The sequence below is a fragment of the Streptomyces sp. NPDC002536 genome (assembly GCF_053594995.1).
Genome location: NZ_JBSFWU010000024.1, coordinates 1 through 26,661, shown reverse-complemented (window position 1 = coordinate 26,661; position 26,661 = coordinate 1). Strand labels below are relative to the sequence as shown.

The following is a 26,661-nucleotide window of genomic DNA, read 5'->3' as shown; positions in this document are numbered from 1 at the left end:
ACGGGGGCACGGTCCGTCTCTCCCGCGGCGACAAGGGAAAACGAACCGCCGTCACCACGGCAGGTCGCACGAACCGTGCAGGCGCCGTGCCTCGATCCCCCGGGCGCGGCAGGCCGTCACGAACCGTTCGGCCGCCCGCACCGGTACCGCGGTCTCGTTGAAGGTCGTCGTCGTCAGGTACCACACCCACGGCTCGTGGCCCATGGCGTACACGTAGGCCCGGCCGCATCCCAGCGCCTCGGCGAGTGCCACCGCGCCGAGGTCGTCGTTGCCGTTCAGGCGTCGGCGCGCGGCGGCCTCCCGGTCGGGCGCGGAGGTGAACAGGGGCCCGTAGAGCCAGGTCAGCGGGGCCCCTTCGCACTCCATGCCCAGGAAGAGCACGTCGACCTCGCCGATGGCTCGCCGCACGTGCGCGTACGCCTCGGGGTCCACCGTGGAGGTGTCGGCGGCGAAGAGCACGACTTTCCCGTCGGCCTCCAGCCGCCACGCCGACTTCGCCGCGATGGCGAGGTCGCCGTGCTCGCCGAAGAAGGGCACAGCCATGATCCGGCCCGCGGGAGTCTCGAGCTCCTGGAGCTCCCCGAGCTCGATCACCCGGGGAAATCCCGCGGCCTCCAGTGCCAGCCGCAATGACGGATCCTGCAGCGACCCCGAGTCCGACCGGGGCACGACGATCGTCCCGATCCGGGTGCGCAGGCGCAGGAGCGTCTCCAGCACCAGGTGGTCCTGGTGCCCATGGGTGATCAGGACGTGGTCGATGTGGTCGGGCAGGTCGCTGTCGGCCAGGCGGGGGCCGGCGCCCGGGAAGGCCGGCGGAAGCAGCGGATCCACCAGGACCGAGCCCTGGTCGGTCTCCGCCAGGACGCAGGCGTGTCCGAGGTAGCGGATGCCCGGCTTCTTCCGGACGGACTCCCTCGGTGCGGCCGTTGCGGGGGCAGCGGTGAAGTACGGCGCCAGCAGCGCCGCGGCGCCGGGTGTGAGCTCCAGGGCATCCGCAATCTCGCCGAACGGCCTCGGTGAGCGCGTCGTCGAGAACATGACGTCGACGCCGGGGTGGTGGAAGGCCACGGGCAGCACGATCCGGTCGTCGGTGTCGAGGCGGGGGGTGGAGAGGACGAAGGGGCGGCGGTCGGCGCGAAGGGGCGACAGCGCGAGGGACTGACCGTCGGGCGCCGCGTAGTCGCTGCGGTACAGCAGCCCCTCGATCAGCCGGAACGAGGCGTTGTCCCGCAGGTCGTAGACCAGTTCCACGTAGCCTTTCAGCGGCTCCGGCACAAGGGGATAGAGCTGCTCGAGCGGCGCACCCGGGTCGGCGTTGGCGAGCAGATCCTGCAGTGCGTCGACCGCAGCGTCGAGTTCGAGCAGCCGCGCGGCTCGTCGCCGGGTGGCCTCGATCAGGGCCTCGACGTCCGCCGAGCGGTCCCCGTCGAGATCCATGAACGGGCCGCCGGCCAGGGCCGGGGTCCGGGCCGACCGTTGGTGGACCGCCGGCGCCGCCAGGTAGGACGTCATGATCGGCAGGTGGCGGCGGGCGATGTTGCGCGCCGCCGTGGCGGGCGAGAGCAGGTGCGACCACGCGTACCAGCGGTCGACCAGTGGCTCGACCACGACGTCGGGGCGCAGCGAGACGGGCCTGCGGGAGTCCGGGGGTGCGCTCATCGTTCACGCCTTCGCTGCCCCGACCGGACGCGGTCGAGGGTGTACGGGGTGAGACCGCCGGCGTCGACGATGCCCTGCAGGGCTCCGAGGTCGGCGAACTCCATTCGACGGTCTGCGCAGGTGACGACCCGGCGGGTGAGGTCCACGCTGACCGGTTCGCCGGTGACCGACTCGTCGAAGCCGTGGTCTCCGACGACGGGGAACAGCAGGCCCATGTTGACGCAGTTGCGGAAGAAGATGTTGCCGAAGGACTTGGCGACCACCACGCGGGCTCCGGCGTGGTAGAGCGCTTGTGGTGCGGTCTCCCGGCTCGAACCGCAGCCGAACTCCGTCCCGGCGAAGATCACGGTGTAGGGCGAACGGCCCGTCCGCGGGTCGACGAACGGGGTGTCGGCCGGGTAGTCGATCAGGGCGATCCGGGCGAGCTGTTCCGGTCCTTCGTAGGGTTCGAAGCGGCCCGGACTCATCACGTCGGTGTCCACGAAGTCCCCCACCCCGTAGGCGAGGCCGCTGAGCATCACGACGGCATCCCTCCGTCCTCGGCCGACGAGCCGGCGCGGCGCCTCCACGCCATCCCCGACAGCACCTCCAGTACGATCCGGTTCGCAAGGAAGGCCGTGATCTCCCCCGGTCCGTCGTAGGGCGGCGAGAGTTCGACGATCTCCGCGCCGACGAGGTCGGTGCGCTGGGCGCAGGTCCGTGCCGCGTCGAGGAGTTCGCGGCTGGTCAGCCCGCCCGGTTCGGGCGTCCCGGTCCCCGGGGCCATGCCCGGGTCGACGACGTCGATGTCGATCGTCAGGTACACGGGACCGCATCCGAGCTGTCCGAGGACCTCGTCCAGGCAGGCGTCGAGGCCGCGGGAGCTCAGCTCGTACATGGTGACCGACCGCACTCCCAGGTCGGCCGCCCACGCGAGGGTGCGCGGCCCGGGCCAGTAGCCGCGCAGCCCGATCTGGACGAACCGGTCCCCCGGCACGGTGCCGGACTCCAGTACCCGTCGCATGACGGTGCCGTGTCCGTACTTCGAGCCGAAGTCGCTGGTGTCCCCGATGTCGGCATGGGCGTCGAAGTGGATCACCGAGAACGTCCCGGCGCCGCGTCGGCTCGCGATGCCCCGCATCGTCGGCCAGGCGATGCTGTGGTCGCCGCCCAGCGTGAAGGGGACGGCTCCCGCGTCCACGACCTCGCCCACCGCGCGTTCGAGGAGCTGGTGCGCCCGCTCGGTCTCTCCCGGCGGGGTGGGCACGTCCCCTGCATCGACGACGGTGAGTTCGGTGAACGGGTCGATCCCGAGGCCCAGGTGGGGCCGGTAGGGAACGTGGGGCAGGTAGTCGGTCCGGCGGATGGCCTGGGGGCCGAAGCGCGTTCCCGGCCGGTGGGACGTGGTTCCGTCGAAGGGCGCTCCGAGGATCACGACGTCGGCGCCCGCGTAGCCTGCGGGGCTCTGTTCGCGTCGCGGCAGCCCGAGGAACGAGGTCTCCGGGCCGAACACCCCGCGGTAGTCGGCCTGACGGACCGCGTCGTCGTAGTCCTGCGGGGCATCGGCTGCTCCGCCCGGCCTGCCGGGCGTGGCGGGGATCGTCACGGAGTTGCCTCCTCGGCCACCAGAGTGTCGAACGCTTCACGGACTGCGGCGCCCATCTCCTCGGTGGTGCACGGTTTGTCCTCCGGGCCGGCGATGTCGGGGGTGCGCCACGACTCGACTGCCCGCGCGACGGCGGCGGCCAGGAGGTCCGCCCATCGCGGGGCGTCGAAGGTATGGCGCAGCATCAGCTCCACGGAGCCGATGGTCCCGAGCGGGTTGGCGCGCCCGGTGCCTGCGATGTCCGGGGCCGTGCCGCCGACCGGCTCGTAGAGTGCGAACCCGGTGGGGCTCAGGGTCGCCGAGGGAAGGAGTCCCAGTGATCCCAGCACCGCGCCGGTGATCTCGGAGAGCAGGTCGCCGAACAGGTTGCTGGTGACGATGACGTCGAAGTCCGCAGGGTGCAGGACGAGTTCCATCGCCATGGTGTCGGCGAAGATCTCCTGGACCTCGACGTGCGGGTGGGCCGGGCGCTCTTCGGCGAGGACGTCCAGCCAGAGTCCGAAGACGTCGGGGATGGCGTTCGCCTTGTGCACCAGGGTGAGGTGGCGCCGCCGGGCCTCGGCGTGCTGGAAGGCGCACCGCAGGATGCGGCGGATTTCGTCCTCCCGGTAGTACATCTCCTGCCCGGCCCAGCGTCGTCCGGCGTCGGTGCCCGTGCGGCGGCGCCCGTAGTAGACGTCCGACACGAGTTCGCGCACGATCAACAGGTCGACGCCTTCGAGGCGTTCCGGTCGCAGGGGGGATACGGCGCGCAGCGCAGGGAGCGGTCGGGCGGGCCGGAGGTTGGCGAACAGGTCGTAGCGGCTGCGCAGTTCGCCGATCGGTTCGTCCGCTGTCGCGCCGAACAGGACGGCGCCGCACGGCGTCGCCGCGGCCTTGTCGAGTCTGTCGCGCACCGGGTCGGGCAGCCACTGTCCGGTGCGCTCGTACGCCGGGCGGCCCACGGCGTGCTCGCTGATCGCCGCGTTCAGTCCGGCGCGGTCGAGGACATGTTCGAGTATGTCGCGTGCCACGCGTACGACTTCGGGTCCGATCCCCTCGCCGGGGAGGATGAGCACGGTGGGTCCTTCGGTCGGCATCCTCGGCTACTCCGTGATCCGGCCGGCGAGCGCGCTCCGCGCGGCGACGATGGGCGAGGCCAGGTAGACGGACGACTTCGGGTTGCCCATGCGGCCCCGGAAGTTGCGGTTGGTGGTGGACAGGCAGACTTCGCCGTCGCCGACGACGCCGCCGTGCGCGCCGTAACAGGCTTTGCAGCCGGGCGATTCGATCACGGCTCCGGCGGCCAGCAGTGTCGTCATCACGCCGGTCAGGATCAGTCGGCGGTAGATCCCCATGGTGGCGGGCACGATCATGAGCCGTACCCCGGGCGCGACGTGCCTGCCGGCCAGTTCGGCGGCGGCCACCTCGATGTCGTCGTACTTCGCGCCGGTGCAGGACCCGATGTAGACCTGGTCCACCCGGATGCGGTCGGCCATCGCCTCGTCGATCGAGTGCACGTTGTCCGGCCGGTGCGGGTAGGCGACGGCGGGGCGCAGGTTCTCGGCGCGGTAGGCGAGGCGGCGCGCGACCGGGGCTCCGGGGTCGCTGGTCACCGGCTCGTGGTCGACGGTCCGTGGCCGTGCGGCCAGGTAGTCCGCGGCGGCGGGCGACAGCGCCATGATGCCGTTGACCGCTCCGGCCTCCACGACCATGTTGCACAGCGTCATGCGCTCCTCGACGGACATGGCGTCCACCGTGGAGCCGCAGAACTCGATCGACCGGCCCGAGGCGCCTCCCATGCCGAGGTCGCCGATCAGGGTCAGGATCACGTCCTTCGCCAGCACGCCCGGGGCGAGTTCGCCCTCGATCCGGACCTCGATGGTCTCGGGGACGCGGAACCACAGGTCGCCGGTGTAGAAGGCGTTCACCATGTCGATCATGCCGACGCCGGAGCCGAAGGCGTTGAACGCTCCGTAGGTCACCGAGTGCGAGTCCGTGCCGAGCACCACCGTCCCGGGCTGGACGAGCCCTTCCTCGCACATCATCACGTGGCAGATGCCGTAGTTCTCGCCGTACGGGTAGTGGTGCGTGATGCCCTGCTCGGCGGCGAACCGTGCCATGCTCGCGGCGAGCCGCCGCGACTCGGCGTCCTTGGCCGGCACGAGGTGGTCCTCGAAGAGGGCGATCCGGTCGGGGTCCCACACCGTCGCGTCCGCGCCGAACGCGTCGTGGAATTCGCTGCGGAGGCCTTCGCACACCGGGTCGTGGGTGAACGCCATGTCGATCCCGACCTCGACGATCTCCCCGGCGACCACGTGGTCCCGGCCGGCGGCCCGGGCGAGGATCTTGTGGGTCATGGTCTGCGGGATCATGCCGGCGCACCCCCGGCGTCGAACAGGGCGCGGATCTCGGACGGTTCGAGCCATCGGTCCCGTGACCGTGCCCGCGTCAGCACCGCGTCGACGTTCTTCTCGTCGGCCGGGGCCCCGATCGAGGCGAGCGCCTCGCGGGCGGCGGCCCGGCCGCTCGTCGGCCCGACCATGATCGACTGCTGTCGTCCGAGCACGGCGGCGGGCACGCTGGAGAACACCAGGTCCTCCGTCTCGCGTCCCCAGCAGCGGGCCTTGAGCAGGGCCGCGACGTGGGTCCCCGTGCAGGTGGCGAACGCCTGGTCCCCGATCAGGGGGGCGTTCCGCCGCACGGGGGTGCCCGTCGCCTCCGCGAGCCGGCGGCAGTGACCGAGCACCCGGTCCGGCCGGTAGCCCTGGTGTCCGGCCTGGTAGAGGTACATCACGACCAGTTCGAGCGCGGTGTTGCCCGCGCGCTCCCCCAGGCCGAGGAACGCGCCGCTGATCGTGTCCGCTCCGGCCTCCGCGGCGGCGAGGGCGTTCGCCAGCGCGAGCCCCCGGTCGTCGTGGCCGTGCCACCAGATCTGCACCTCGGCGGCCCCGCCGTGCGCCGGAGGGCGATCGGCCAGCGCGTGTTGCGTGGCTGCCCGCACCGCCCGCACGATGCGCGCAGCGCCCTCGGGCGTCGACTCCCCCACCGTGTCGCAGACGGTGAGGACTTCCGCCCCCACGGCGACCGCCGCGTGGACCATCTGCTCGAGTTCCCCGGGCGGTGTGCGTGTGGCGTCCTCGAAACTGACGCCGAACCTCGTGCCTCCGTCACGGGCCGCCGATCCCGCGGCCGTGATGCGGTCGAGAACACTGTCGAGGGTCCAGTCCTCGACCTGCCGCCGCAGCGGGCTGCACCCGACGAAGAAGTCGGCCCACACATCCCGGTCGGTGCCCCGGTTGAGCTCGGCGATCGGTGCGATGCTCGCCGGGTCGGCCAGCGCCAGGAAGCGCGGGACCATCGGGATGCCACAGCGGTCGAGGTGTTCGACGAGATGTCCCGCCTCCGCGCGGGCGCCCGGCGAGCTGGAGGGGAACCCGAGCATGGCCGCCTCGATCCCGATCGCCGCGGAGGACTCCACGAGCGCCTTCTTCTCCTCGAGGTCGGGGTGGCGCACGAAGGCACCCTGCAATCCGTCCCGCAGGCTGTCGTCCTCGATCCCTACATGATCGACGCGACCCGGGCGCGGATTCCAGGTGAACACTTCTCCGGTACTCCCAGACACCGCTCCACCCCTCTATCCAGAGCAGCCGGACGGCCCGGCTCGAATCAGCCCGGCCGGAACGAATAAAAGCAACCGACCAAAACGGTGTACCAGACCGGAGCCTTGGCACACCAGAGGCCCCAAAGGGAATCCGACGCAGCATCTAAAAGAGGGCTAAACAACGTCTGAAGGATCCCTGACAGCGGCCTCAAAAGAGCCTGATACACCGTCTGAAGAATAATTTGGCATGGTTGAACGGCCGTCGGAACCGTGTCTATCGTTGAAACTCGGTTCGTCCGGATTCAGCCGGAGGTTGCAGATGGCGATCGGTGTGCAGAACGGAGCGAGTGCCCGTCATCCCCGGTGGGCGGACGTGCCCGAGGCCGAGTGGAGTGACCCCCGGTGGCAGATGACACACCGGCTGCGGAGCGCCTCGCAGTTGCGCGAGGTCATGAAGCTCACCGAGGAGGAGGAGAGCGCGCTCGGCGCGGACGGCCTGTTCCGCGTGGACGTCACCCCGTACTTCCTCAGCCTCATCGACGGGAGCGATCCGCAGTGCCCGTTGCGGCGTCAGGTCATCCCCACCTCACGGGAAATGGAGGCTTTCGACGGAAGGCTTCCCGACGCCAACTCGGAGATCGAGAACGAGCCGGTACGCGGAGTCATTCACAAATACCCCGACCGGCTCGTGATGCTGGTCACCAGTTCCTGCGCGGCGTACTGCCGGTACTGCACGCGAAGCCGGTTCGTCGGTGATGGGCAGCAGAACTACGGCCATGCGGACTGGCAGGAGCAGATCCGCTACGTCCGTGAATCACCACAGGTGCGCGACGTCCTGATCAGCGGCGGCGATCCTTTGACGATGGCACGGAAACGCCTGGCCGAGATCGTCGCCGAAATCCGGGAGATTCCGCACGTCGAGATCATCCGACTGGGCACCCGCGCCCCGGTGTTCAACCCGTTCGTCGTGGACGACGAACTGTGCGAAATCATCGAGGCGAATCACCCGATGTGGGTGAACATCCATGTGAACCACCCGTACGAGATCACCCCCGAGCTCGGCCGGGCCTGCGACCGGCTCCTCCGTGCCGGCGCGCCCGTCGGCTCGCAGGCGGTCCTGCTCAAGGGGATCAACGACAGCGTCGAGGTGCAACGCCGGCTGTGCACCGAGCTCGTCCGCATCCGCGTACGCCCCTACTACCTGTACCAGTGCGACTCGGTACGGGGCGCGGGGCACTTCAGGACGAGCGTCACCAAGGGCATCGAGATCATCGAAGGCCTGCGGGGGCACATCACCGGTTTCGCGGTCCCGACCTACGTGATCGACAGCCCCGGCGGCGGCGGGAAGATCCCGGTCGCTCCGAACTACCTGCTCAGCCTGTCACCGGAGCGGGCGGTGCTGCGCAACTGGGCGGGAGAGATCTCCGAGTACAAGGGACCGTCGGGGTACCGGTCGGGCACGACACCTCCGCTGCGGGGGACGAAGCCTTCCGCCCCGCGGACGGCCTCCGACGTGACCACCGTTTCCGACCGGCTGTCCGCCCCGCAGCCGTCCGATGACGACGAGGGCGCCGACGCATGAGCCCGGCACACTCCCGGGCCCAGGACTCCGACGGGCCCCGCCACTCCGTCGACGACGTGCTCGCGGCCGCCGCGGTCGTGCTCCAGCGGTACGAGGACCGGGACCGGCTCGTCCTCGACGTCACGATCAGGCCGCACGGCACGCCGGCCGGGACCGGCACGGCACACCACATCATCGTGGACTGTCCCCCTACCGCCACGTTCGCGTGCCTGCGCTCCTCGATCTCCGACCGGCTCCCCGCCCCCCGGCCCGCGGGCCACTGGAGCATCCTGGTCACCGACACCGACGCCCTCGACCCGAGCACCGGCCCCCGCCCCGCGGCGCACGGCGAACTCACCCTGCGGCACGGTGCCGAGCCGACGATCACCCTCGAACACCCGCATGCATCCGGCTCCGGGCTCCAGGAGGCGGTCGCCCGCGTCCTTGCCGCCGGCACCGCCCACCCGGAGCGGGAACTGGCCGGGCTCCCGGTGCTCGCCCCCGCAGAGACCGGCTTCCAGCAACAACAGCTCGCGGGCCGGCCGTCACCGGCCCCCGCGGAGACGACCATCCACGAGCTCGTCCGGGCCGCGGCCGCTCGCCACCCCGAGCGGACCGCGGCGGCCTGCGACGCGGAAACCCTCACGTACCGGGAACTCGTCGAGCGCTCCGAGCGCGTGGCCCGGGCTCTGCTGGCCCACGGCGTCACGCGGGGGGAGATCGTGGCCGTCGTCGCCGAGCGGTCGTGCGCGGTGCTCACCGCGGCCCTCGGCGTACTCACCGCCGGAGGCGCGTTCTTCCTGCTCGACCCCACGCTGCCCGAGGCCCGGCGCACCCAGCTCCTGGCCGAGGCCGGGGTCCGGCTGATCGTCACCACCCGGGCCGCGCGCACTGCGCTCTCGGCCGACCGCCCCACCATCGTCCTCGAAGGCCTCGGACGGGCCGACACCCGCCGCTCCCTCCCGCGACTGCACGGCGACGACCTCGCCTACGTCATGTTCACCTCCGGCTCCCGGGGCAGGCCGAAGGGCGTCCTGGTACGCCACCGCTCGTTCGTCAACCGCCAGTTGTGGCTCATCGACCACCTCGGTCTCGGCCCCGACGACGTCTCCCTCGGGCGGACGGCGCTGTCGTTCGACCCCTCCATCTGCGAGATGTTCCGTCTGCTGCCGGTCGGCGGCCGCGTGTGGTTCCTGCCCACCGGCCACGAGCGCGACCCTGCGCGGGTGCTCGACGCCATCGAGCACGAACGGGTCACCGTCGTGGACCTGGTGCCCTCCCCCTTGCGCAGCCTGCTCGAGCATGTGGCCGCGCTCGGCTTCCACTCCGCGCTCTCGTCGCTGCGATGGATCCTGGCCGGCGCAGAGACCCTGCACCCCTGGCTGGTCGAGCTCTTCGAAGAGGTCGTCGGCCGCAGCGGGGGTGCTCGCCTGCTCAACGGATGGGGCGCGACCGAGGTCTGCGTCGACGTCACCTCCTTCGACTGCTCGGCCGGACCGGTGGGCGAGTCCGTGCCCGTCGGGCGTCCGATCCCGGGGACCGGGGTCGCCGTGCTCGACCGGCACGGCCGCTTCACGCCGCTCGGGGTGCCGGGCGAGCTTTTCGTCCGCGGGCAGTGCCTCGCCGCCGGCTACCTGAACGACGAGGAGCTCACCGGCGAACGCTTCGTGCGGCGCCCGGTCGCCGGACCGGAGCTGCTCTACCGCAGCGGGGACCGGGTCCGGTGGCGCGCCGACGGGAACCTGGAGTTCCTGGGGCGGCTCGACGACGAACTGTCGGTCCGCGGGCTGCGGATCGCTCCCGCCGAGATCGAGGCCGTGCTGCGCCGCCACCCCGCAGTGGACGACGCCCTCGTCCGCACCACAGGCGGCGGAATGTCGGAACAGGCGGACAGCGAGCGGCTCATCGCCTGGGTGACCCACAACGCCTCGTGCGTACCGCCTGCTCCCGACGCCGTCCGCGCGCACCTCCGCCGGTTCCTGCCGGCCGCCATGGTCCCCGAGGTGATCCACGTGCTGGACGCCTTCCCCCGGACCGTGCACGACAAGATCGACACCGAGGCCCTGCCGACAGGACGTCCGGGCGGCCCGACGGCAGGCCCGCTCCTCTCCCCCACCACGCCGGTCGAAGACGCCCTCGTCGCCCTGTGGCGCGAGGTCCTGGACGGCACGGCGGTCGGCCCGGACGACGACGTCATCGCCCGGGGCGCCACCTCGCTGGACGCCGCCCGGATGGCCACGCGCGCGGCAGCGGGCGTGTGCGGACTCCTGGACGTCGTCACGATCTTCACCCACCCCACGGTTCGCGCACAGGCACGCGTGGTGCAGGACTGTGACCACACCTCGTGCCGGGTCGCCCGGCTGGAACCCACGCCGCCGACCGGGACGGCCCCGGCATCCCACAGCCAACTCCGCCACTGGATCGCGAGCCGCTTCGACGCCACCTCCTCCGCCTACAACATCGCCATCGGCGTCGAGCTGTCCGAGGTCCCCCACCCCACCGTGCTGCGCACCGCCGTGGACGGACTCACCGCCCGGCACGAGATCCTGCGCACGGCCTTCTCCCTGGTGGACGGTGAACTCGTCCAGCGCATCCTGCCCCCGGAACCGGGCTGGGTACCCGTGGAGACCAGCACGGCCGCCGACCCGTCCCGGCACCTGCGCACGATGGGCGAGCAGCCCTTCGCCACCGCGGACGGTCCCCTGCTGCGACTGGGCCTCATCACCCCGGCGGGTCCGGCGACGACGCCCGGACGGGGAAGCGTGCTGTATCTCGTCATCCACCATCTGATCAGCGACACCTGGTCGTTGACCCTCCTGCTCACCGAACTGGCCACGCGGTGCCGGGCCCTGGCCGCCGAGGACGGCCCGGCCGAGCTGCCACCCGTCCGCCTCCAATACCGCGACTACGCCGCATGGGAGCGCGCCCGGCTCGCCGGTCCGGCAGGCCGGCGGCTGCAGCGCTTCTGGATGGACCAGTTGGCCGGACCGCTGCCTGCCCTCGACCTCCCGCTGGACGCCCCGCGAGGCGCCACGAAGGCTCCCGGGGCCGACGTCAAGCGCTTCACGCTCGGCCCGGAGGTGACCGGAGCACTGCGGTCGTGGGCCGCGAACCACCGGGCCACGCTGTTCATGACCCTCCTCACTGCAACCTCCGTGTGGCTGCACCGGCTGACCGGGCAGCGCGACCTGATCGTCGGCACCCCGGTGGCCGGCCGCCCGCACGTCGACCTCGAAGACGTCCTCGGCTCCTTCGTCAACAGCGTGGCCCTACGGACCCGTGTGGACCCGGAGGCATCGCTCGACGCACTCCTCGCCCACGTCCGGTCGACCGCCCTGGACGCCTTCGCCCACGAGGAGTACCCGCTCGACCTCGTCGTCCGCGACCTCGGCCTGGTGCGCGACCCCGGACACTCGGCCCTGTTCGACGTGATGCTGGTTCTGCAGAACGCGCCCGGCGCCCGGACGGAGTCCGTATGGGGAGAACCCCACGCCCGCCGGGTCGACGTCGACCGCGGCGTCGGCAAGCTCGACATGATCGTCACGTTCGTCGAGGACGAGGACGGACTGCGCGGCGAACTCGAATACGACTCCCACCTCTTCGCGAGCACGACGATCGACCGCTGGCTCGCCGGGCTCTCCCGCACCATCGGCGCCCTCCCGCACTCCGACGGCACCACCGTCGCCGCCCTGGCCTCCTCGGCACTGGACGCCCCGACGGCCCCTGCCCTGTTGCACACGGCGGTGGAACGCCAGGCCCGGCTCACCCCCGAGCGTCCCGCCGTGGTGTGCGAGGACCGGGTCCTCACCTACGGCGAGCTCAACCGCAGGGCGAACCGGCTCGCCCACCGGCTGCGCAGCGAGTTCGGGGTGGGCCCCGGGCGGATCGTCGGCTACGCGGTCGAGCGCACCGAGCGCGTGCCCGTGACCCGGCTCGCGATCCTCAAGGCGGGCGGCGCCTTCCTCGGGATCGACCCCACCCATCCCGAGGCACGCCGCCGGGCCGTGCTCGAAGATGCCCGGCCGGTCCTCCTGGTGGTCGACGGTCACGACCGCGGCCTCCTCCCGGAAGGGCTGGAGTGGCTTTCCGTGCTCGCCCTCGACGAGGAACCCGACCCTTCCGACGACGGCGAGCAGGCGGGCGACCTCACCCCGGCCACCGGCGCGGACGACCCTGCGTACGTCATCTACACCTCCGGCAGCACCGGCACGCCCAAGGGCGTGGTGCTGGAGCACGCGAACGCCCTCGCGCTCCTGTGGGCGGGCGGCTGGCCGTTCGAGTTCCGTGACGACGACGTCTGGACGTCGACGCACTCGATCGCCTTCGACTTCTCCGTCTGGGAGATCCACCTCCCGCTCTCCCGCGGAGCCCGCGTCGTGATCGTGCCCGAGACCACCCGCCGTGACCCACGACAACTGCTCCCGGCTCTCGTGCGGGAACGGGTGACGGTGCTCTCCCAGGTCCCGACCACCTTCGAGCGGCTGGTGGACGAACTGCACCGCGGCCCCGGGCCGGCACCGGATTCCCTGCGCTACGTGGTGCTCGGCGGAGAACCCGTCAACCCGGGAACCGTCCGCCGCTTCGCCGAGCGCGTACCCGGCGTGGACGTCGTCAACGGCTACGGCATCACCGAGACCACCGTCTTCACGACGTTCAAACGACTCGACCCCTCCCAGGCCCCCGGGTCGCCGTCCGACGTGCAGAACATCGGCCGCCCGATCGGGACGGTCGGCGTGGACCTGCTGGACCCGGACGGGAAACCGGTTCCCGACGGCAGCGTCGGGGAGATCGTCATCAGCGGGCCCACCGTGGCCCGGGGTTACCTCGGCCGCCCCGAGGAGACCGCCCGGGCCTTCGGAGCGGGCGACGACCACGACGGGCGCAGGTCCCGGCGGTGGTACCGATCCGGAGACTTCGCCCGGCGTCTCCCCTCCGGCGATCTGGTGTTCGTGGGGCGGCGGGACCGCCAAGTCAAGATCCGCGGATACCGGGTGGAGCTGGAGGAGGTCCGCGCCGCGATCCTGAGCACCGGGCTGCTGACCGGGGACGCCGTGACCGACGTCAGGACGGAGTCCGACGACGCCCGGACGGGATCCGTCGGGGCCCCGACGCTGGTGGCCTATGTCGACGACCGCGACCGGGAGCGGATTCCCGCTCTGCGCCGGCGGCTGCGGGAGCTCCTGCTCGCGCCCATGGTCCCCAGCCGGTTCGTCACCGTCGACGACTGGCCGATCACGGCCAACGGGAAGGTGGACCTGGACGCGCTCCGCACCCGGTACGCCGGCCTTGCGCGGCCTCCGGCCGAGCAGAATCCCGAAGTCCCCGGGCCCGCCGAGGGCGACGCGCCCGACACGAGGACCGTGCTGCAGTCGCTGTGGAGCGAGCTGCTGGACCGTCCCCGTCTCGGCCCCGACACCAGCTTCTTCTCCGTAGGCGGCCATTCCCTGCTGGCCGTGGTCCTGGTGACCCGGGTCGAGGAGGAACTGGGCGTGACCCTCGCCCTGGAGGACGTCCTCACGCACTCCACGCTCGCCCGCCAGGCGGAGCTGATCGACGCCCGCCGCACACCGACGACGGAGCAGCCCGCCACACGCCCGGCCACGATCCCCCCGGCTCCACACGCCGACAACTACCCGCTGTCGCCCGCGCAGTCGGAGTTCTGGCTGCTCGATCAGTTCCGTGCCCCGGAGACGCCCGCTGCGCTCCCGGAGATCCTGGACCTCGGCACCCCATGGGACCCGGAGGCCGACCGTGCGGCGTTCGCCCGGCTCGTCACGTCCTTCGCGATCCTGCGCACCGAGTTCCCCCTGGTCGGTGACCACCCCCGGCAACGGATCCGTCAGCAGGGCGACAAGGACGTGCTCCGGCTGACCGACCTGTCCCGCTCCCCCACCGCCGAAGACCTGCACAAGCTCGCCGAAGAGGAGACGGCCCGGCCACTGGACCTCGCCGAAGGGCCCTTGTTCCGGCTCCACTTGGTCCGCCGTCCGGGAGCGTCGTCCCTCGCCCTGGTCACCGCCCACCACATCGTGTGGGACGGCATGTCCTTCGACGTCCTCGCCCGCTGGTGGCAGCAGGACCAGCGGGCGCGGTGTGACGGCCGTGGCGCTCCCCGGCCGCCGACGCGTCAGTTCCACGACATCGCCGCCCACCATCTCGCCTGCCTCGAAAGCCCCGACGGACGGGCCGAACTCGACTGGTGGACCGAGCGGATGACCGGAATCGACCGGATCCGGCCCGACCTCACACCGCTGGGCATCGCCCCCCAGGCCGGGCCCCGGGACTTCATCGGACGCCGTCACTGGGTGAGCGTGAACGCCTGTCGTACCCGCGCGCTGCGGGCGCTGTGCGCGGACACCGGCGCGACGCTCTTCGCCGGACTGCACGCCCTGGTCAAAGCGTTCCTGTTCGCCATGACCGGGCAGACCGACCTCGTCGTGATGTCACCGGTGTCGCTGCGGGACGGGCCGGTCCTCGACGAGCAGCTCGGACCGTTGATCAACACCCTCGGCATCCGCGACCGCGTCGAGCCGCACGCCCCCTTCACCACGCTCCTGGGCTCCGTACGCCGGTCGGCTCTCGACGCTCTCGCCCACCGATGGGTCCCGCCGGTGAACATCGGCCGGGCGCTGGGGCTGGATGCCGACACACCGCTCGCCGACGTCGGCCTGACCCTCCAGCCCCGGACACTCCTGACCGGTACCGAAGACGCCCCCCGGCCGGACTTCGTCTTCGGCGCCCACACGGCACTGTGGTTCGACATCACCGAGCGGGCGGACACGCTGGACATCGAGATCGTGGCACCCCGCGCCCGCACCGACGACGACACGCTCACCGAACTCGGGCGGGCCTTCCGCAGGATCGTGGAGACACTCCTCGATCACGCCGACGACCCGCTGGACCGGACCGTGGGCGCCGCGTCGGCCCCGGCCCCGGCCCCCCTGACCATCGAGCTGCGGTACTGAACGCGCGCCCCGGGGCCGGTACGGAGCCGGCCCGCCGAAAGGAGCAGAAGTGGACACCCAGGCAGTACCGCCCGTCAAGGAGCACTACGAGCCGGTCGACCAGGAAGTCTGGCAGCACCTGTACCACCAGCAGGCGGACCTCGTGCCATCGGCCGCGCCGTCCGTCTACCTGGAGGGACTCGCCCTGCTCGGCCTCCCGGCCGAGCACGTGCCCGACCTCGAGCAGGTGAACAAGCGCATGAGCGCGATCAGCGGCTGGACGTTCGTGGCGGTGAACGGCCTCGTGAAAGGGCCCGAGTTCTTCGACATGCTCTGGAACCGGCGGTTCCCCGTGACCAGCCGGATGCGCACACCCGAGGAGATGCGCTTCTCCCAGCTGCCCGACCTGTTCCACGACCTGTTCGGTCACGGTCCCTACCTGGCCCACACGCGCACGGCGCGCCTGTATCAGGAGTTCGGCCGCATCGGAGTCCGGTGCGTCGCGCGGCCCGACGACTTCGCGTTGTTGCAGAGCATCCTGTGGAGCACTCTGGAGACCGGCTTGATCCGGACGCCCGACGGGCTCCGGGCGTTGGGAGGCGCCATCCTCTCCTCGGCCGACGAGATCCGGCAGTGCCTCGGCCCCGCCTCGCCGGTCGAGCCCTTCGACCCGGAGGTGGTGCGGTTCGCGACGTACGACATCCTCCGGCTCCAGAACCGGTACTTCGTCGTCGAGAGCCTGGAGGAGATCGAGTCGGCCCTGGCGGACCTGGACACGCCGGCCGCCGACGGAGACCACCCGTGACCGGGGCGGGAACGGGCGCGGGGTGCTTCCTCCGCGGCGACGTCGAAGTCGAGCCCCTGGTCGACCGCTGGTACGCGTGGGTGCACCTCGTCTCGCCCGCGACGGCCGCCTTCGTGGTCGTCGAACGCCATCTGCGGATGATGGAGTCCTACGTCCGCTCCCCGGCGATGCACGCGGCCGCGGCGGCCAACCCCGCCACGCGCAGCGGCCCGTTCCTCGACCTCGGCGGCACCAGGGTCGCCGAGGTCGCGGCACTGCTGGACGCGACGCGCGCCACGGCACGGCGTCGGCAGGAGTTCGTGTCGGCGTTCGCCGAACTCGACAAGCTCCTGGAGAACATGACCGGCAATGCCCTGGAGCCCCTGTATCCCGACGTCCCCGTAGCGCTGCGGGGCCTGGTCGAGCTGGAGTACGACCGGCACAACCGGGCGCGCTGCCGCCTCTACGAACGGCTGCTGTACGCGGACGCGTTGGCCGACCCGTCGGGGCAGTGTCTGCGCCTGGTGCGCTCGGACCGCGACGGCGACCGCCCCTTCGCGTTCTCCACCCCCCGCCTGCCCGCGACCGAGGGCGAGCCCGGAGAAGCCGCCGTGGAAATCACCGTCCCCTTCGCCGCACCGGCGCTCGACACACTGTTCCGCGCCCGCACCGAACCCGTCGATCCGGACGCGCTCGCCCAGGAGTTGGGCCTGGACGCCGGCACCCGTCCGCATTTCCACGAGCTGTTCACTTCCACGCCTCCGCGGACACCGGCCGACGGCAAGGCCTCACCGGCCGGACGGGGAGCGGTCCGGGTGACCTACTTCGGGCATGCCTGCGTACTGTTCGAGGACGACGACGTCAGCATCCTCGTCGATCCCGTCATCGCCTACGACCACGTGTCCGACGTGCCGCGCTTCTCCTTCGCAGACCTGCCCGACAGGATCGACTACGTCCTGATCACCCACGCCCACCACGATCATGTGCTGCCCGAGACACTGCTGCAGATCCGGCACAAGGTGGGAACGGTCGTCGTGCCGGGCAACGACGGCGGCGGCCTCATGGACCCGTCCCTGCGTCTCGTCGTCGAGTACCTGGGCTTCCCCGATGTCCGGGAGGTGCGCGAGCTCGACGTCGTGCCGCTTCCCCACGGGGCCATCACCGCCGTGCCGTTCGTCGGCGAGCACCACGACCTGGCGATCCGGTCGAAGTCCACCTACCACATCCGCCTCGGCGGCCGGACGGTGCTGATCGGGGCCGACACCGCCAACGTCAACCCGGCCCTGTACGACCGCGTGCACGACCTGCTCGGCGACATCGACCTGTTGTTCCTGGGCATGGAGTGCGAAGGCGCACCGGCGAGCTGGGTCTACGGCCCGTACTTCGCCCACCCGCTGGACCGGGACCACGACCGCAGCCGGAGGGGGCGGGCGTCCACGTCCGCCGAAGCCCTCGACGTCGTCGAACGCTTCGGCGGCTCGGAGGTCTACGTGTACGCGATGGGCGAAGAGCCGTGGCTCTACCCCCTGTTGGGCATCCCCTACACCACCGAGTCCCTCGCCATCCAAGAAGCCGAACGCCTGGTCAAGACCTGCCACGCGCAGGGCCGCCACGCCGAACGGCTCTACGGTGCGAAGCGTTGGAGCTGGTCGTGACCGTCTCGCGCATCGAGGCCCTGCGAGGCCCGGCACATCAACGGCAGCGCGCCGACTGGCTGGCGGCCAAGCCGTCCGCCGAGGACGCCCTGCACTGGGCCGACTCCGTCGTCACCACCATGACCGCCGCCCCGGGAACGCGGCACCGCGCCCCCATCGGCCCGGAAGCCCGTCGCCGGGTCACCACCGTGAGCGGCGGACAGGCCCTCGGCGACTTCGTCGTCCTCCTCGCCGCCCTCGTGGTCGTCATCCAGCGCACCTCGGCGCGCGACGTGGTCTGGCTGTCGACCCCCCTGCTCCGCGGGGTGGACAGCCCTTACCCGCACGACGACCGGGTGCCGCTGGTCTTCCGCCCGGAGCGGCGGGGCAGCTTCCGGTCGCTGATCGAGCACGTGCGCGACCGGGTCGCCACCTCCTACGCGACGCAGGGCTTCCCTGTCCGCGACCTGTGGGCGCAGACGGACGGACCGGGGGACACCGGCCTGGTGGTCGCCGAGACCGGCCTGCACGAGGCCGTGCCGGCCGACGACGCGGCCGAGTTGGTGATCAGGATCGACGCGGCCGAGGGCGCCTTCGAGGTCGAGGACCGGTACGGCCGCTACCCGGTCTGGTTCGCCGACCATGTCGCCGGGCTGGTCGGACGGGTGCTGGGGCACCTCACCGACACCGACGTGGCGGTGGCCGATCTGGATCTGCTGGACAACGACGAGATCCGCCATCAGCTCGACACCCTCAATGCCACGGACGTCCCCGCCCACACCCCGGACGACTCGCTCGCGACCCGGTTCCGCACGGTGGCCACCACAACTCCCGACGCCCCTGCCGTCCTTGCGGGCGGCAGGACCGTGAGCTATGGCGAACTGCGCTCCCGCGCCGAGCGGTTCGCCCGCCACCTGCGCGACGACCTGGGCCTCGCCGCCGGAGAAGCCGTGGCCGTCCTCGTCACGCGCACCGAGGACACCCTCGTGGCGCTGTGGGGGTGCATGGCCGCCGGAACCGTGTACGTACCGATCGACCCGCACGCCCCGGCCGACCGCATCGCACGGATCGTCGAGACCGCCAAGGCGAAGGCCATGGCGGTGCACTCCAGCCTGCTCGACCGCATCACCGACCTGCCCGCACTCACTGTGTGCTGCCCGGACCTGCAATTCCCCGCGGGTACGGGGCCCGAACCACCGTGGGAGACGGCCTGGCCGGACCCGCGGGGCGGCGACGCCGCCGCAATGATCACGACCTCGGGCTCGGGCGGGACCCCGCGTACGATCGTCCTCGACCACGCCGGCCTGGTGAACGTCGGCCTCGACCACGTGACCGAGCTCTCCCTCGGCCCGGACGACCGCTACCTCCAGTTCATGGCGCTCTCCTTCGACGGCGCCCTGCTCGACATCGTCATGACGCACCTCGCCGGCGCGGCGCTGGTCCTCCCCGGCGAACAGGATCTCGCCGACCCACGCCGCCTTGAGGACCTGATGGCCGAGCACGCCGTCACGGCGACCACCATCACCCCCTCCTACCTCACCGGCCTCGACCCGGCGCGGCTGGCGGAACTCCGGGTCGTCATCTCGGCGGCGGAGCCCGCGAACGCGGCGGACCTGGTGGCGTACGCGGCCCGCGGTGTCGCGGCGTACAACGGCTACGGACCGACCGAGGCGTGCGTGAACACGACGCTGCACCGGGTGGACCCGCAACGGGCCTACCACAGCGTGCCGATCGGCCGGCCACGCGCGAACAAGCAGGTCTACATCCTGGACCGGGACCGGCGCCTGCTCCCCCGCCACGTCATCGGCGAGATCGCGATCGCCGGGCGCGGTGTGGCATCGGGATACGTCGGTGACCCGGAACAGAGCACCCGCCGGTTCGTCCCGCACCCCTTCCGCCCGGACGGGGGCACCCTGCACCTCACCGGCGACCTCGGTGCCTGGGACGAGAACGGGGAACTCGTCTTCGCCGGCCGACGGGACCAGCAGGTGAAGATCCGCGGCTTCCGGGTGGAACCCACCGAGATCGCCGACGCGCTGCGCACGCACGACCTCGTCGACGACGCCGTCGTCGTCGCGGACCCCGCCCGCGGGGCTCTCGTGGCCTTCGTCCGCGGGCCGGGCGCCCACGGAGCGAAACACGACGAGGTACTGGCGCACGAGCTCTCCGGCCACCTCGCCCGTATCCTCCCCGCGTACATGGTCCCGAGCGCCGTGCACGGCGTCGACGTCTTCCCCACCACCGAGCACGGCAAAGTGGACCGCCGCGCCCTGATGGAGGTGCACACGCGGCGGATGGCCGAGCGTCCGGTCAGCGAGCCCGCGGACCCGCTCGAATCGCGCCTGGCCGAGGCGTGGGCGGAGGTACTCGGTCTGCCCGTGGTCGGTGCCGAGGACGACTTCTTCCGGCTCGGCGGCGACTCGATCCGGCTGATCCAGGCCGTGCACACCGCGCAACGCATGGGGATCGCCCTGCGCACCAGCGACCTCATCGAGCACCGGACCGTACGCGCGCTCGCACGCTTGCTGTCCCAACGGGCCGACGACGCCGCCCCCGTGGCGCCGTCCATGAGCCCGGCGATGGCCCTCACCGACGAGGAGGCCCGGCACCTGCCTGCCCGGTGCGAGGACGCCTACCCGCTGACGCACCTTCAGGAGCGCATGGTCGCGTGGTCCGCCGAGCCGGACCTGCAGGCCCTGCACGCCTACCACTGCGTCGCCGGATGGCGGCTGCGCGACAACGACCTGGACGTCGACGTGTTGCGGCGCGCGCTGCGCGGGCTGGTCGAGCGGCACCGGTCGCTGCGCACGACCGTGATACGGGCACCTGGTTCGGAACGTCTGTTGCAGTACGTGCTGCCTCCGGACACCACTCGGGTCGACACCATCGTCACCTGTCCTGAGGACGATGCCGGGCAGGTGCTGAACGCCGTCGTCGAGGCCGACCTCGCCGACCCGTTCACCACCGATTGCGCCACTCCGTGGACCCGCTTCCGCATCGTCGTACGATCCGCGGCCGAGGCCGACGTCGTGATGTCCGCGCACCACGCGATGACGGACGGGTGGAGCGGGGTCCAACTGCGGAACGAACTGCTCGAGGACTACGCAGAACTCCGTGACGGCGGCCGCCCGGACACCGCGGCGCCGGCGGTGGACTCGTACCGGGAGTTCGTGGCACTCGAACGGGCCCTCGCCGACGACCCACGGGCGCAAGGCTTCTGGGCCGAGGCCCTCGCCACGCTCCCGGACGGCTCAACGGCCCCGCGACGCCGAAAGATCCGGCGCGTGGGCAGCACGGAGACCGTCGTGCCCCCGGAGCGGACCGAGGCGCTCCTCGCGAGCGCCCGGTCCGAGGGCATCTCCCCCAAGGCCTGCTGTCTCGCCGCGTTCGTCTCCGCGCTCCACCGACACACCGGCGCACCGTCCCTGACAGTCGGCGTCGTCGCCAACGGCCGGTCGGAGCAACTCACCGACCCGCTCCGCACCACCGGCCTGTTCTGGAACATCCTTCCCTTCACCTCCCGGTGGGGCGCCGACGTGCCGCCTCCTGCGTCCGCGGTCCAGGCCGGGCTCGAGGCGCTGGAGCCCTACGCGGGCTTCCCCTTGGCCGCCCGTGTCGCGGACGACCGGGCGGTCGCGGGGTGGTTCAACTTCGTGCACTTCCATCACGCCCGTGGTGCCGCCGGCCCGTTGACCATGGTCGAGGAGTGCGTCGCCCTCGGGCAGCTCCACCACCCGCTCGTGCTCGGGGTGTCGCTCGAGCCGTCGGTTCCCGGTGGCTCCCACCGGCTCGTCGCCACCCTCGAACACGACCTCGACCGGCTCGACGAGACCGAAGCCGCACGGCTGTTGGCCCTGTGGTCCGAGGCGTTGACCCGGCCGACGGCCGGCACCCCGGGCAACGGCCCCGTACCCGGCAATCCGGAGGACTCCCGTGACACTGTTCAGCGCTGAGCGCTCCGAGACCTGCGACGGCATCCCCTGGTACGACGTCGTGGTCTGCGGCGGCGGACTCGCGGGCGCCACCTTCTCCCGTCACCTGCGCCGCAAGCAGCCCGACGCCTCGGTCCTGACGATCGACGGACAGACCTACCCGGTGCCGCCGGCGGCTCACAAGGTGGGCGAGTCGACGGTGGACGTCGCGGGCTTCTACTTCTCCTCGGTCCTCGGGCTCTCCGAGTACATGGCGGAGAAGCACCTCCCCAAGCTGGGCCTGCGCTACTTCTTCGGGCGGGCCGGCGAGCCGTTCGCGGACGCTCCCGAGATCGGGCTGTCGGCCTTCCCCGGAAGGTCCACCTACCAGATCGATCGTGGAGTCCTCGAGAACGACCTGTACGAGATGAACCTCAAGGCCGGTGTCGAGATCGCCGCCGGCAGCAAGGTCTGCGGCATCACCCTGGGCTCCGGCACGGACTCGCACCTGGTGACCTACGTCGACGGGACAGGGGTGACCCGGAGCGCACGCTGCCGGTGGGTGGTGGACGCCATGGGGCGGGCCCGGTACCTCCAACGCAAACTGGGGCTGCAGCGGGCCACGGAGGGACAGTTCAACGCCGCGTGGTTCCGCGTCACGGGCCGGCTCGACGTCGAGGACTTCGTCCCCGACGACCAAGTCGACTGGCACGAGCGGGTGCCGGGCCGTCGGCGTCGGCTCTCGACCGTCCATCTCATGGGCCCCGGGTACTGGGTGTGGCTGATTCCGCTCGGTTCCGGCAACACGAGCGTCGGCATCGTGACCTCCGGCGAGCTCCACGACATCGACAGTATGAGCAGCCTCCCCGGTGCCGTCGAGTGGCTGGAACAGCACGAACCGGCGGTCGTGCCCGCGCTGGCCCACCACGAGGTTCTCGACTTCCTGGCGGTCCGCGACTACAGCTACACGTCCACCCAGGTTCTCTCGGCCGACCGCTGGGGCTGCGTGGGCGAGGCGGCGGCCTTCGCCGACCCGTTCTACTCCCCCGGCTCCAACATGATCGCCTTCGAGAACTCGGCGCTGATCGAGCTGATCGGCGAGGACGCCCGGAGCGGTCTGCGCCCGGAGCGGGTCGAGGAGTTGAACCGTTTCGTGCTCGGCCAGAACGACTGGCTCGCATACAACATCCACAGCTCCTACTCGTACTTCGGCGAACCGTTGATCATGGCGCTGTCCTTCATCTGGGACACGCTGCTCTCGTGGACCACAGCCACCCCGCAGATGTTCAACGGCATCTTCCTCGACGAGGAGAAAGCCGCCGCGGTCCGTGCCGCGACGCCGGACCTGTACACCCTCGCCCTGCAGGTCAAACGGCTGTTCAAGCAGTGGGAACGCACGGCGCGCCGGGGCCGGGACTTCCGCTTCATCGACTACTACACGATCCCCTTCCTGCGCGAGGCGTACGAACGCAACCTCGTGGAAGGCAAGTCCGTGGCCGAACTCGTGGACGACCACCGCCACTCGATGACCGTGCTCGAAGAGGTGGCCCTGGCCATCTTCCTCATCGCCGTGGAGGACACGATGCCCGAACGGCGGGCGGACCTCGACCAGCACCCCTGGCTCAATGCCTGGGCGATCGGCCTGGACCCCGAACAGTGGCGGGCCGACGGACTCTTCGAGCCCACGACGCCATCACGGTCGTTCGACCGCGCGTACACGAGCCTCACGGCGCTGTTCGACGCCCCGTCACCGGAATCCGACACGGCACCCTCCGCGCTGCCGATCCGGCTGCAGCTCTGAGCAGTCCCGTCGGACTTCGCCCCGGTGCCGCGGCTCGGCCGGACCGCAGCGACCGGGGCACTTCCGGCAGAGCGCCCAGGGCGTGTTCCCGGAAGTGGATCAAGATCTTGTGGTGACCATGTTCCGTGACCCGGGGAGACCTCACAGAAGCTCGGCGAGCAGTGCCGGAACCACCGCTTGCGAGCCCCGCCTTCCCACTCCCGAGGAGTGCCGATGATTGTGCCGAGCCGCCGATGGCACGAGCTGTCCGTGATCGAGCGTCAGGCACGTGCGGCGCAGCGCAGCGGACAGCCCACGTGGGATCTCTCGGAGGCCCTGATGCGCGGCCTCCCGACATCGACCGGCCGGGTCACGTTCAACGCCGAGACCTATCCCGATCCGCAGGGGATGCGGACGCTCCGGCGCCGGATCGCGGCCCGGGAGAACGCGAAATACGGCCTGTCGCTGGGCGAGGACCACATCGTGGTGACCCACGGTGCGACCGAGGCACTGTTTCTGCTCGCCCACACGTTCCTGACCCCCGGCGACCGGGTCGCCGTACAGGCACCGAGTGTTCTCTTCTACCGGGAGATCCTCGAAAACCTCGGCGCCACCGTGGTCCCGCTCAACGCGGAGTCCGACAGTGCCACCCCGGCGCGGATGCGGTTGCTGCACAGCCCCTCGAATCCCGACGGCCGCCTCCTCGCCGAGGGTGCCGCGGCCCTGCACGCCGAGGCAGCCGGGGCCGACGGTGCGCTGCTCGTCATGGACCAGGTGTACGACGAGCTGATCATCGGGGGTACGCGTCCCCGTGAGGACCAGGACCTGCTCGACGCCGGCCACGTGGCGAAGGTGAACTCGGTCTCGAAGAGCTTCGGTTGTCCCGGTGTCCGCCTCGGGTGGATCTCCACGGCGCCGGCGCTTGCCGAAGTACTCACCGGAGTGGCCGAACGTCTGCGTATGGGGCCGTCGTCGGTGGCTCAGCAAGCGGCGGCGGCCCTGCTGGAACAGCCGGTGGACGGGAACCTGCCGACGCTGGCCGAGCGCCAGGCCATCGCCATGAAGGCCCTCCCCATGCTCGACGTCTTCGAGGCGGCGGCACCTCCGGCGGGCGGCCCGTTCCTCTGGCTGAAGCTGGCAGACCGGAACGCCGGTGCCCAACGGCTGTGCGACCGGGCCCTGTCGGAGGTGGGCGTACGGCTGATGCCCGGTCCGGGTTTCTGGCAGGGTACGGACGACCGGGTGCGCCTCTCGTTCGGCGCGGTTCCCGAGAGTCTCAGCGAGGCGTTCGACCGCCTGCGACAGCTGGCGGATCCCGCCCGGGCCCAAGCAGGGGAACACGGCACCCGCTCGCGTACGGACCGGCCAACACCGCAGGTGTCGCGATGACGACGCCGGACGAGCAGCCCCCGCCCCGAAGAGGGCTGCGGCACAACCGTGACTTCCAGGTCTTCTGGGCAGGCGAGACGGTCTCGATACTGGGCGCCGAGGTCAGTCTCCTGGCCCTGCCGATCACCGCCCTCGTCGTGGTCGGCTCCGACGCCGCCGGGCTGGGCCTGCTGCGATTCGTCGAATACCTCCCCTTCCTCGTCCTGGCGCTGCCGCTCGGTGTCCTCGTCGACCGGATAAAGCACCGCCCGCTGCTGGTGATCGCCAACACCGCCCGTGCGTTGCTCGTCGGGGCCGTCCCGGTCCTTGCGGCACTCGGGTGGCTGACCCTGTCCTGGCTGGTGATCCTCGCCACGGGCATCGGGACGTTCACCGTGCTGTTCGACCTGTGTCTCGTGGCGTACCTGCCGAAGCTCGTGGCCGCGGAGGACCTGCTCCCGGCCAACGGGCGGGTGTCCATGAGCCAGGCGGCGGCGGAGGTCGCGGGGCCGGGACTGGTCGGACTGCTCGTGCAGTTGCTCTCCGCGCCGCTCTGCCTGGCACTCGACGCCGGCTCCTATCTCGTGTCCGTCCTTTCCCTCCTGCTCATCAAGCGACGGGAGCCCAGCCCGCCCCGGGCTGTCGGTACTCCCTGGCGGGACCTCTACGCCGGGCTGCGCTTCCTCGTGCTTTCGCCCCCGATGCGGGCGGTGACCATGGCCGGGAGCCTCTACAACCTGGCGTGGGCCATCTTCCAGACCGCGTTCCTCGTCTACATGAACCGTGTTCTCGGGTTCAGCGTCGGCGCCGTCGGCGCCGTCCTGGCAGTGGGCGCGGCCGGCGGCCTTGCCGGAGCGGCCGGCACACCCTGGCTCACTCGGCGTCTCCCCGTCGGCGTCGCCTTCCTCTCGGCGGCGGCCGTTGGAACCGTTCCCGCCCTGCTCATCCCCGCCGTCCGGGGGCGGCACCTGTCCCTCGCCGTCGTCCTCACCGCCCTTCTGGCCCTCATAAACGGCGGCCTGGCGATCTACAACGTCCTCACCGCGACACTGCGGCAGAGCGTCACTCCCCACGGGCTCCTGGGTCGGGTCGTGGCGGGCTACCGGACCGTGGTGTTCGGGGGCATCTCCCTCGGGGGCCTGGTCACTTCGTGGCTCGGCGGCTTCGCCGGCGCACACGCCATTCTGTGGGTGGCCGGTCTGCTCTTCGTCTCCGCCGTGGCGCCGATCCTGCTCTCGCCCGTCCCGCGCATAAGCAGTTTCCCGCGCCAGGCCGCTGGAGCGCAGGTGGTGTCCCTGGGGCCGTAGGGCTCCATGACGTGGGCCGAACCACGGACCTCCGTGATCGCCGTCCTCCCCTTTCGGCCCGGGCAACGGAAGGCGCTACCTGCCCTCTTCGCTCCGGCTCGGCGTCGGGAGCCGTGCCCCGAGTGCTCCCTCGCCCTTCAGCGACGAACCGCTGCTCAGCCTGAGCAGCGGGCCGGACACGACCGTGGTCACGACAGCCATCACGACCATCAACGAGTAGAGGTCGGCATCCAGAATCCCCAGGGAGAGGCCGACCGTCAGCAGCACCAGCTCGGTCAGGCCCCGCACGTTCATCAATGTGGCGAGCATCGCGGCCGACCGATGGTCGAGGCGGGCGGCCCGGGCCCCGCCGTAGACGCCGAGGAGCTTGCCACCGCCCGCGACGAGCAGGATCAGCAGCAGTTCGCCGATCGCGGTGGCATCGAGGTGCCCAGTCTTTCCCGGCCCCCCCCGGCGGCGGCGCGGGCGCGCCCGGCGCCGGGCGGGCGGCCGTCGCACTGCTCGCGGCCGCGCACCTGCCGTAACAGCAGCCCCAGCAGAAGGCC

15 protein-coding genes are annotated in these 26,661 nt (G+C 71.3%); 8 read left to right on the top strand and 7 right to left on the bottom strand.

Features of this window, described 5'->3' with window-relative positions; genetic code table 11:
- Positions 1–51: 51 nt before the first annotated feature.
- Genes ACWD4B_RS11710 through ACWD4B_RS11685 form a run of 6 tightly spaced genes read right to left on the bottom strand, consistent with a single transcriptional unit; the run spans position 52 to position 6,827 of the window.
- Positions 52–1,659: an MBL fold metallo-hydrolase gene (locus tag ACWD4B_RS11710; RefSeq protein ID WP_451420586.1), complete on the bottom strand. Its 1,608-nt coding sequence runs from the start codon at positions 1,657–1,659 to the stop codon at positions 52–54.
- Positions 1,656–2,177, bottom strand: a complete 522-nt coding sequence (locus ACWD4B_RS11705; protein WP_451420619.1) for a hypothetical protein — start codon at positions 2,175–2,177, stop codon at positions 1,656–1,658. Before ACWD4B_RS11705 ends, ACWD4B_RS11710 begins: the two co-directional genes overlap by 4 nt.
- Complete coding sequence (gene speB, locus ACWD4B_RS11700) at positions 2,177–3,244, bottom strand: agmatinase (RefSeq protein WP_451420585.1); 1,068 nt, start codon at positions 3,242–3,244, stop codon at positions 2,177–2,179. Before speB ends, ACWD4B_RS11705 begins: the two co-directional genes overlap by 1 nt.
- The gene (locus tag ACWD4B_RS11695) at positions 3,241–4,323 is read right to left on the bottom strand and encodes an isocitrate/isopropylmalate dehydrogenase family protein (protein ID WP_451420584.1); all 1,083 of its coding nucleotides are present in this window, start codon (positions 4,321–4,323) and stop codon (positions 3,241–3,243) included. Before ACWD4B_RS11695 ends, speB begins: the two co-directional genes overlap by 4 nt.
- 6 nt (positions 4,324–4,329) lie before the next feature.
- Positions 4,330–5,598 (bottom strand): 3-isopropylmalate dehydratase large subunit, encoded by a 1,269-nt coding sequence (locus tag ACWD4B_RS11690; RefSeq protein WP_451420583.1) that lies wholly within the window; start codon positions 5,596–5,598, stop codon positions 4,330–4,332.
- The gene (locus ACWD4B_RS11685; protein ID WP_414170850.1) at positions 5,595–6,827 is read right to left on the bottom strand and encodes a hypothetical protein; all 1,233 of its coding nucleotides are present in this window, start codon (positions 6,825–6,827) and stop codon (positions 5,595–5,597) included. Before ACWD4B_RS11685 ends, ACWD4B_RS11690 begins: the two co-directional genes overlap by 4 nt.
- Positions 6,828–7,146: 319 nt before the next feature.
- Between ACWD4B_RS11685 and ACWD4B_RS11680 the strand changes: the two genes are divergently transcribed.
- The 8 genes from ACWD4B_RS11680 to ACWD4B_RS11645 all read left to right on the top strand — a co-directional run bounded on the left by ACWD4B_RS11680 (position 7,147) and on the right by ACWD4B_RS11645 (position 26,116).
- Positions 7,147–8,409: a KamA family radical SAM protein gene (locus ACWD4B_RS11680; protein ID WP_451420582.1), complete on the top strand. Its 1,263-nt coding sequence runs from the start codon at positions 7,147–7,149 to the stop codon at positions 8,407–8,409.
- A complete protein-coding gene (locus tag ACWD4B_RS11675; RefSeq protein ID WP_451420581.1) occupies positions 8,406–15,353 on the top strand; it encodes an amino acid adenylation domain-containing protein in 6,948 nt (2,315 codons plus the stop codon). The genes ACWD4B_RS11680 and ACWD4B_RS11675 overlap by 4 nt, the downstream gene beginning before the upstream one ends.
- Before the next feature lie 49 nt (positions 15,354–15,402).
- The gene (locus tag ACWD4B_RS11670) at positions 15,403–16,137 is read left to right on the top strand and encodes a hypothetical protein (RefSeq protein WP_451420580.1); all 735 of its coding nucleotides are present in this window, start codon (positions 15,403–15,405) and stop codon (positions 16,135–16,137) included.
- Positions 16,134–17,771, top strand: coding sequence for an MBL fold metallo-hydrolase (locus ACWD4B_RS11665; RefSeq protein WP_451420579.1), 1,638 nt, complete (start codon positions 16,134–16,136; stop codon positions 17,769–17,771). The genes ACWD4B_RS11670 and ACWD4B_RS11665 overlap by 4 nt, the downstream gene beginning before the upstream one ends.
- Positions 17,768–21,703: an amino acid adenylation domain-containing protein gene (locus tag ACWD4B_RS11660; RefSeq protein ID WP_451420578.1), complete on the top strand. Its 3,936-nt coding sequence runs from the start codon at positions 17,768–17,770 to the stop codon at positions 21,701–21,703. The genes ACWD4B_RS11665 and ACWD4B_RS11660 overlap by 4 nt, the downstream gene beginning before the upstream one ends.
- Positions 21,684–23,462: an NAD(P)/FAD-dependent oxidoreductase gene (locus ACWD4B_RS11655; protein WP_451420577.1), complete on the top strand. Its 1,779-nt coding sequence runs from the start codon at positions 21,684–21,686 to the stop codon at positions 23,460–23,462. The genes ACWD4B_RS11660 and ACWD4B_RS11655 overlap by 20 nt, the downstream gene beginning before the upstream one ends.
- Before the next feature lie 213 nt (positions 23,463–23,675).
- Positions 23,676–24,830, top strand: a complete 1,155-nt coding sequence (locus ACWD4B_RS11650; RefSeq protein WP_451420576.1) for a pyridoxal phosphate-dependent aminotransferase — start codon at positions 23,676–23,678, stop codon at positions 24,828–24,830.
- Positions 24,827–26,116, top strand: coding sequence for an MFS transporter (locus tag ACWD4B_RS11645; RefSeq protein ID WP_451420575.1), 1,290 nt, complete (start codon positions 24,827–24,829; stop codon positions 26,114–26,116). Before ACWD4B_RS11650 ends, ACWD4B_RS11645 begins: the two co-directional genes overlap by 4 nt.
- Before the next feature lie 75 nt (positions 26,117–26,191).
- Here the strand turns inward: ACWD4B_RS11645 and ACWD4B_RS11640 are convergent, their stop codons facing one another.
- Positions 26,192–26,614, bottom strand: a complete 423-nt coding sequence (locus tag ACWD4B_RS11640) for a cation:proton antiporter domain-containing protein (protein ID WP_451420574.1) — start codon at positions 26,612–26,614, stop codon at positions 26,192–26,194.
- Positions 26,615–26,661 lie beyond the last annotated feature (47 nt).